The 9,299-nt window shown below is 25.9% G+C and carries 6 protein-coding genes; all 6 read left to right on the forward strand.

The window, feature by feature from the left end:
• The first annotated feature begins 9 nt into the window (after positions 1–9).
• Positions 10–1,176, forward strand: coding sequence for an ABC transporter permease (locus JXZ92_RS03035; RefSeq protein ID WP_205852299.1), 1,167 nt, complete (start codon positions 10–12; stop codon positions 1,174–1,176).
• Positions 1,166–2,476 (forward strand): ABC transporter permease, encoded by a 1,311-nt coding sequence (locus tag JXZ92_RS04260; protein WP_205852300.1) that lies wholly within the window; start codon positions 1,166–1,168, stop codon positions 2,474–2,476. The genes JXZ92_RS03035 and JXZ92_RS04260 overlap by 11 nt, the downstream gene beginning before the upstream one ends.
• Positions 2,477–2,484: 8 nt before the next feature.
• Complete coding sequence (locus tag JXZ92_RS03045; RefSeq protein ID WP_205852301.1) at positions 2,485–3,540, forward strand: ABC transporter ATP-binding protein; 1,056 nt, start codon at positions 2,485–2,487, stop codon at positions 3,538–3,540.
• Entirely contained in the window at positions 3,527–5,965 is a 2,439-nt protein-coding gene (locus JXZ92_RS04265) for an ATP-binding cassette domain-containing protein (RefSeq protein ID WP_205852302.1), read from the forward strand. Before JXZ92_RS03045 ends, JXZ92_RS04265 begins: the two co-directional genes overlap by 14 nt.
• 726 nt (positions 5,966–6,691) lie before the next feature.
• The gene (gene pepF, locus JXZ92_RS03055; RefSeq protein WP_205852303.1) at positions 6,692–8,518 is read left to right on the forward strand and encodes an oligoendopeptidase F; all 1,827 of its coding nucleotides are present in this window, start codon (positions 6,692–6,694) and stop codon (positions 8,516–8,518) included.
• A 2-nt stretch (positions 8,519–8,520) separates the two neighbouring features.
• Entirely contained in the window at positions 8,521–8,982 is a 462-nt protein-coding gene (locus JXZ92_RS03060) for a hypothetical protein (protein WP_205852304.1), read from the forward strand.
• The last annotated feature ends 317 nt before the right edge of the window (positions 8,983–9,299 follow it).

Consider the following 9,299-nt stretch of genomic DNA (forward strand, 5'->3'; position numbering starts at 1 on the left):
AAGGAAAAAATGACAAATTATATATTAAAACGTATCGGATTTGCAATATTGACTCTGCTAATTATTTTAGTTGTAGTATTTCTATTAGTAGCTCAATTTAGTGAAAACCCATTTGCTCAAAAGGCAATTGGACAAGCTGATGGAGCAGGATCAAGTGGTTCGGTAGAAAAATTAATACAATTATATGAGCAATCGGTCAAATATCATTTCTTACCATCTGATTGAGCAGGTAAGTATAATCTACATGCAAATGAATGAATGACATATAAATTAAATCCAGTAGCTCGTTTTGGTTATTGAATTAATGATTTATTTACCAATTCAGATCATCCGTTTGGATTGCCGTTTGAAGAAACAATCTTTACGAGATTTTCAGCTAACTCAATACCTCAAATATTTTTTAAATATTTAAGATATTCAGTAATAATAACAATACCAGCATTCGTAGTAAGTGCAATTATTGGTATAGCTCTTGGGATTATTTCTGGATACAAACGTGGAACAATTTTTGACACTGCTATTAATGCGTTTTCGTTGTTATTTATAGCACTACCATCATTTATTATTGCTCCAATTTTGATTAGTATTTTACTTAAATTTGGCGTAACACCAAAATTCTTATTACCAACAGATACTGAACATACAAGTGGCGAAATCTTTTTATCATGATTACCACCAATTGCGATTATTACTTTGGGTTCTTTATCAGTTTATATAACATATACAAGAAATCAAATTATTACTGTTTTAACTTCAAATCATGTATTGATTGCCAAATCAAAAGGTTTAAGTAAATCAGAAATATTCTTTAAACATGTTTTAAGAAATATTTCTATACCACTTGCTGCTTTATTGATACCATCATATATTGGACTTCTTAGTGGTGGTATTGTTATAGAGCTATATTGAGCAGTTCCAGGAACTTCACAAGTTCTTGCACAAGCATTCCCAACAGGTGAAATTAATATTATTATGTTTAATACATTATTTTTCACAGCATTAGGTATATTTACATCTATTTTAGTTGACGTATCATATACTGTATTAGATCCTAGAATTAAGTACAATTCAGGTTCGAACCAAAGTAATTTAGTTCTCCTTAAAAGAACTTTAACTAGAAATAAAGAATTTAAAAAGAATTTATTAGAAATGAAAGGAGTTAGAAATGACAACTAAAGAGTTTGAATCAAAATATAAAGTTTCTTTAAACGGAATCGAAAATCCATTTGAATTTTCTAAAAATACAAATGTTTTCACAAACGTAGCTGGTAAACCTAAAAAAATCTTAATTGAAATTTTGAAAAGATTTTTTATGAGTTGACCTTCAGTTTTGTTTTTAATAGTATTCTTGGTTGTCTTTTTAATTTCAATTATAGTTACAGTAAATTCACAATATAGCGCGACAGAAAGTATTTCTAAAATACAATTAAATTTAATTGGTGATAAAGTTGGACAAGCAACAAATTCAGGTTCATCATTTGATAGTTCTATACCTCCTTTATACTCTGATCATTATGTTAAATTAGGGGATACAATTAGTCAAGATCTTTATAGAAATACTGTTAATGGTTATCGCGATTCTAAATTTTTTAACGGTTTCTTTGGAGATCTATTCTTAAAAGAAAATACTTTTAAAACAATTAATGGTGAAGGTTATATCGATGCATATAAATTATTTAAAATTGATAGTGCATTTATTGTGTTTAACTATTCGAACATACCAAACAATCTAACTATAGAACAATATCAAGAATTATATAAACAAGCTTTAGATGCTAACCCACAAATATTTTTAAATACTATTTTAGGAACAAAAACTAGTGGGGTAGATATTTGGACCCAGTCATGAGTAGGTACTTGAAAAGCTGTTAGATTAGCAATTATTGTAGCAACAATTCAAACAATTATTGGTGTCGCTATAGGTTCTTACTTAGGTTTTCATGTGGGAAGTCAAATTGATACAATAATCATGCGTATTATTGACATTTTTTCAGCTCCGCCAACACTTATTTGATTACTATTATTTGTTTCTTTATTTGGTACAACAGATTTAACATTAGGTTTTGCATTAATTTTTATTGGTTGAGTTGGTTCTGTAGGTAGAACAAGATTATTTATTATAACTGTAAAAGATTCGGAATTTATTAAGGCTTCAAAATCTGTTGGAGCTTCAAAAGCAAGATTAATTTATAGACATGCATTACCAACAATTATAGGTAAAATTGCAACAGGATTTGTTGAGTCTATTCCATCAATTATATTATCAATATCATCATTAGCATTCTTAGGATTCTTTAAAGCAGAATCAGATATTAATTTAGGTCAAATTATTTCTCAAGCACCATCAGAAGCAGGATTAAATATTTGGGTATTATTGCTACCATCATTAATTCTATTATCAATATCAGTATCATTACACTTTATAGCATTAGGAGTGCACGATGCTCTTGATCCAAAAGTTATTAGAGCAAAATAGGTAAAATTATGAAAGAAAAATTATTAGATATAAAAGATTTAAGAGTAAGTTTTAAATTAAGAAGAAATAAATTCATAACAATAGTACGTGGTGTTGATATTGAACTAAATAAAGGTGAGATAATTGGTATTGTTGGTGAATCAGGCTCTGGAAAAACTGTTACATCAAAATCATTTTTGAACATTAATGAGAATGCAGTTATTTCAAGTGAAAAAATGGAAATCGAAGGAATTGATTTAACACAAAGTAAAAAAGAAAAATTCTGACAAACAATACGTGGGCATAAAATTGGTTATATTCCACAAGACCCGCTTACATCTTTAAATCCAACACGTAAAATTGGAAAACAATTAATAGACGCTTTAAACAAAAATGAAGATTGAAAGAATAAGCCTTATTCCGAGAAAAGAAAATACTTAGTAGACTTATTGGTTAAATTTGGTATAAACGGTGCTGAACAGGTCTTTGATATGTATCCACACACATTAAGCGGAGGAATGAAACAACGTGTAGTTATTACTATGGTTGTAGCACTTAAACCAAGTTTAATTATTGCTGATGAACCTACTACCGCTTTAGACCCAACGGTCCAAGCGTCAGTTTTAGCCTTATTTGAAGATATACGTAGCACAATGGATATTTCTATTATACTTATTAGCCATAATATTTCTGTTGTCGCGAAATTTTGTGATTATATTTATGTAATGTATGCTGGAAAAATAGTTGAAAGAGGAAGTAAAAAAGATATTTTTACTGACCCAAGACACCCTTATACATGAGCATTAATTTCTGCTATACCAGAAAATAAAGACGATAGACTTTATTCAATAAAAGGAACACCTCCTGATATGAATAATTTACCTTTAGGAGATTCTTTTGCTCCGAGAAACGACTATGCAGTTGAATTAGACTTTATAAAAGAACCACCATTATTTGAAGTTAGCCAAGGGCATTGAGCCGCAACATGACTTTTACATCCAGACGCGCCAAAAGTTAAACTAAGCGAAGAATTAGAAACTAGATTAAACCATTTTAGAAAGGTATTTTCAGATGAAAGAAAATAATAGATCGATTTTAGAAATTCATAACTTAAAAAAGTTTTTTAGAAATAAAAATATTGTTAATAAAGCTGTCGATGATGTTTCTTTTGACCTTAAAGAAGGTGAAATAGTAGGTTTAATTGGTGAATCAGGTTCTGGTAAAACAACTATTGGTCGTTCATTATTACGTTTATATGATGATTTTAACGGTTTCGTTCGTTTAGATGGTAAATTAATTTCGGGTAAGAAAATAACACGTAAAACAAATAAGTTTTTACATAAAAATATTCAAATGATTTTTCAGGACCCAATGGCTTCATTAAATGGACAAAATACAATTTTTTCTATTTTAAAAGAACCACTTGTTGTTAATGGAATTATCAAAAATAAAATCAAGGATATTAGAATTGATTGAAGCGAAATTAAAAATAATTTCCATTACACTTTTTTAGAATATTCTCTTAAATTAAAACTTGAGAATTTAAAAATAAATACTAACCTATCTAGTCCTTTCATGAAAAAATGATCTAAAAGACTAGATAAAATTGAATTTAAGGATCAAGCAAACGATTCTTATGATGATTTATATAATTCATATTTTTCATATTTAGATGAAAAAAATAAAATTAATTCAAAAATAATAAATAGTCTATATGCAAATACAGAAAAACTTTTAAATTTTTATAAAAGCAAACAATTAAATTTTAGAAATGAAGAAATAGATTTCGATGAAGAAAATCTTAAAAAAGCTAAAAATAGATTTATTTTAGCAAAACAATTAACAAAAAAAACAGAGTCCTATTATAAATATAAAAATTTAACTAAAGAGAATTGAGTTAAATTTAAGGAAAATTTAGCAACCGCAAGGGAAGTTTATGTTGATTCTAATAATTCTACTAAAAATCTTGCCAGCGAATTAAAAAATGAAGCTAAATTACTATTTAACGAAGCTTATTCAAGTCCTTACATAGATATTTTTGCATATAAAATTAAATTATATGAATTGAATAGACATGTATATAAATTATTTAAAAAAAATAGATCTAAATTAGCATTTTTAAACTACGAATCATTACAAGAGTTGATTTATCAAATTGAAGATGATTCTAGAGAATTTTTCGTAAATTATTTAAAATTTGAACCATACGACTTTGATTCTTTATCAAAATATAAAAATAAAATACGCACTTTTATTAATGATGAATTTAAACTAGATATTAAACAATATTTAGAAACTTCAGCAAAAATAAAACAAGATACTTTTAAAAGTGTTAAGGAATCGTTTAAAGAATTATATTCAAGTTTAAAAAGCACAATTAAAAATTTCTTTGTTTCTCCTAAAAAAGAATTTGAATTCAAAGAAAAAATTAATGAACTTGAAGAATCTAAAAAAGAATATTTAGAAGCTAAAAAAGTGGCTGATGATGAATTATCTAAATATGTTATTGAGTATAAAAATAGAATTTTAAAAATAAACGATGAAATTCAACAACAAGAATTACTTCTCAAAGAGATTAAAGATCAAGAGAAAATATATGATAGTAAATTTAATCAAATACATAAACAATTTGTTAAGTACTATCATGAAAATACAGTTAAAAAATTAAAAGATAATTTATCCAAAGTTGATAATAAAAATAAGTTACAAATCGAAAAAATTAAGGATAAAATTAAACAACATCAAGTTGAACTTAAAGTTTATCAAACAAATGTTGAAACGAAATGGAATAGTAATAATTCATTCTATATAGAGTCAAAATATTTAAATAAAGATTTAAATAATATATATATACTAATGGGGATTTCTAAATTTGAATTATTATCAAAAAATAAGTGATATTCATACGTTTTAGAAAAAGCAACATTACCTTATAAATTATTTAAATTAAATAAATTATTAACAAGGGTTGCTATTTATAAGAGTCTAGAAGATGTCGGTTTATTAAAACAATTTGCTTATCGTTATCCACATGAATTTAGTGGAGGCCAAAGGCAAAGGATTGTTATTGCTCGTGCTTTAATCACAGAACCAAAAGTTATTGTTGCCGATGAGCCAATAGCATCACTTGATATCTCAATTCAAGCCCAAGTTGTTAACTTATTAAAAGACCTATGTAGAGAGAAAAACATTGGTATGATCTTCATCGCTCACGATTTATCTATGATTGAATATATTGCTGATAGAGTTCAAATTATGCACTTAGGTAAAATTGTTGAATCGGGTAAAACTGAAGAAATTTACAAAAAACCATTACACCCATACACAATTAATTTATTTAAAGCTATTCCAAAAATTTCGAATGCAAATGAAAAATTCAAGGGAGTTAAATTCGAACTTTCATATATGAAAGATCAAGTGTTCCCTAACATTCCATATGTTCAACAAATCGAAGACAAAAACCACTATGTTCTAGGAACTAAAGAACAAGTTAAAGAATGAACAAAGTAGCAAAATATGCTAATTAAATTTCAAAAATTAACATCAAAAAATGGATGTTAATTTTTATTAAGAGTTAATTTTATTCCATAAGTTTTTCTATTATAGTAGCATAAATTCAACCAAATACAATGTATGAATAATGATTGTCTTAATTTTTTATAAAATTTATATAGTATAATTATTTTAGTCTAAAATAAATGAAAATATACTTTGAGACCAAGAAACAAAATAAAAATTTTAATAATAATTTCTAAAATGAAGAATATTATATTAACTTACATTCTTTTTGAAAATCTATTGAAAAATAATCGCTTTTCAATAAACAAAAACGATTTTTATACAAAAATATTAATTGAGACAGAGATATATTTTTGTGTTTTAAACAAATTTAATATATAGATCTTAATTTAGTACTAGATGGTAATAAAAATAATAAATTAAATCTTTTATTTTATTGTTTAAATCTATTATTATATAGTACATGAAATGATCTTTTAATAAAATAAAATCAACCGGAATTTAATTTTATCGAAACAAACACAAATATAGATACAATAAACGATAAAAATAGATATTGTTCAAAAAATAAAAGAAATTAAATAAATAAAAATATTTTAGTATCTAGTGATCTATCATCTGAAAAAGTAATATTTTAAATTTTAATTATATTAAAAATACAAAAGAAAAAGATGCATATAAGATTAGTTTTAGTGATATTAATAAAATGGAGAAATAATGAAAGCAAAACAATTTAAAAAACACACAGATATACCGAAAAAATATACCTGAGATTTAGAAGACTTACTTAAAGGTAAAAAAATTGAAGAATTAATCGATGAATACGAAACTGTATATCGTGAAAGAATTCAAAATAAAGATTCTAAATATGATAACTTAGAATCGTATATTAAAGACGTTAAAAAATCGGAACAACAAACATTATTAGAATTTAAAGTAGAAAACTATCTTTCAAATAAATTAAATGAAGATTTAGTTAACCCAGAAATTTTAAAATTAGAGTCAGAATTAAAAGTTCGTTTTAACAAATTAAACATTGAATTTGGTTCAGAAACCAACCGTTTTTATAAAAATATTGAAAAAATAAAAGAGTGAAAAAACGATCCCAGATTAGCGGACTATAAACGTCATCTAGAAGATCAAATTGAAGATTATAACCATAAATTAGACGATAAAGTTGAAGAATATTTAATAGAATCAGCTTATGGTCAACCAGACCCACATAAAGTATTTAGCATTCTTACAAATAGCGAATTAGACTACGGTTATGTTCATTTAGGTAAAAAGAAAGTTAAATTAAATCCAACTAACTACCGTCAATTTGGTAAAAACAAAGATGAAAATGTTAGAAAGGAATCATACAAAAACTTCTGAAAAGCATATGAAAATCACAAAGATTCACTTGCTGAAGTTTTGTTCCAACACTTTAAAGAAATCGTTACAGAAGCTAAAATTAGAAAATTTAAATCTGCTACTGATATGTTAACTAAAGATGACAAAATGACAGATGAATTATTAAATAAATTATTTGAACAAGTTTCTCGAAGTAAAGACATGGTGCAAAAATACCGTAACTGACACAAAAGATTTTACCAAGCTAAATTCGGTTCAAAAATGCAAAAATGAGACTCAATGCGTGATTTAGTTAATGTTAAAACTGAATACACTGTCGATGAAATGGTGGAATTAGCAAGAGAATCACTTATGCCTTTTGGTGATGAATATAATGAACAAATTAATAAAGCGTTAAGTGAAAATTGAGTTGATTATATGCCTACAGACACCAAACGTGGTGGAGCTTACAGTATTGGTGGTACTTACGGAATTGATAAAAAATATATTTCAATGAACTTTGAAGGATCATTACGTAGTGTTGAAACATTAGTTCACGAATTAGGTCACTCAATGCACTCATACTTCTCAGACACAAGAAATAGTTTGGTCAATTCCCAATACCCAATTTTCTTAGCTGAAATCGCTTCAATTTACAATGAATTAATGCTAACAGATCACTTATTAAAAAATTCAAAAAATGATAAATTAAAATTCCAAGTTTTAGGCGCTTTAATTGATAATTTCATTGGTACAGTACACAAACAAGTTTTATGAGCAAATTACGAATATGATTTGTACAAAGGCATTTGAGACGGAAAAGTTTCTGGAAGTTATGACTCAATTAGTAAAATTTACTTTGAAAACGCTAAAAAATATAATGCAAACAAATTAAAATACTCAACTTCAAGTACAATTAATTCAATTTATGTACCACATTACTACTATGGATTTTACGTTTATAAGTACGCTATAGGGCAATTAGTTGCACTATATTTCTTTAAAAAATACAAACAACATGGTAAAAAAGCACTTAATAATTATATTGATAACTTTTTAAGCGCTGGTGGTAGGGATTACCCAATTAATATTCTTAAATCAGTTGGTGTTGATTTAAACGATAATAAATTCTATCAAGAAGGATTTGATTTTATTGACGAAATAGTCGCAGATTGAGTAAAATTAGGTAAAAAGATCTTCAAAATTAAATAATTATGAAAAATAAATTAAATATTTTATGATCACGCTTTAAAAGTCAAAGCGTCGCAAACTTTACTTCTCTTCGTTTTTATATAATAAGTTTAATTTATTTAGTTATATACTTCTCGATCTTTACATATTCAACACTTAGTGTAAAAGATACTATAACAAAATGAAATAATGCAGTAACTGCTTCAGGAATTGTTACATTTGCACTTGTTTTATTCATTTTACTCTTTAAATGAGGCTTTTTAGAGAGAACTATAGAAAAAATGAAGACAGGTATTAGTTCAAGTAATAAAAGTAGAATTGAATATAGAGCTAAAAAAATGAATCAAACAGAGAGAAGAATATTCTTAGAAAATAATAAGAAAAAAGAACTTGAAAAAGAAAATAAACCACCAAAATCAAATTATCCATTTTATTTTAATTGGATAGTTTATGCGTTAAGTTTGATTTTAATCGGTGTGGTATAGTTAAAAACACAAAATAGTTACAAAACTATTTTGTGTTCCTAAAATAAAATACCAAGTGCAATACTTTTGTGCTTGGTATTTTTATTATATCTTAATGATCTAAAAAATCTTAAATTTATTTAAAAAAATTAGTATTTTTGCTTTGTTGTGAATATTAAAAGTTTTTTGTTTCACTTTTTTTAAAAAAAGTGAAAACTCTGTTTCTTTAGTTACAAAAAAACCCACCCTTCGCTAGAAGGATGTTTTAAAATTGTTTTGTTAAATTTTTTATTGCTTAAATCTTAAGTCAAATTTTCAAAAGTAAACATTTCAAGGGA

This window comes from Mycoplasma sp. CSL10137, from assembly GCF_017116845.1.
Taxonomy (GTDB): domain Bacteria; phylum Bacillota_I; class Bacilli_A; order Mycoplasmatales; family Metamycoplasmataceae; genus Mycoplasmopsis.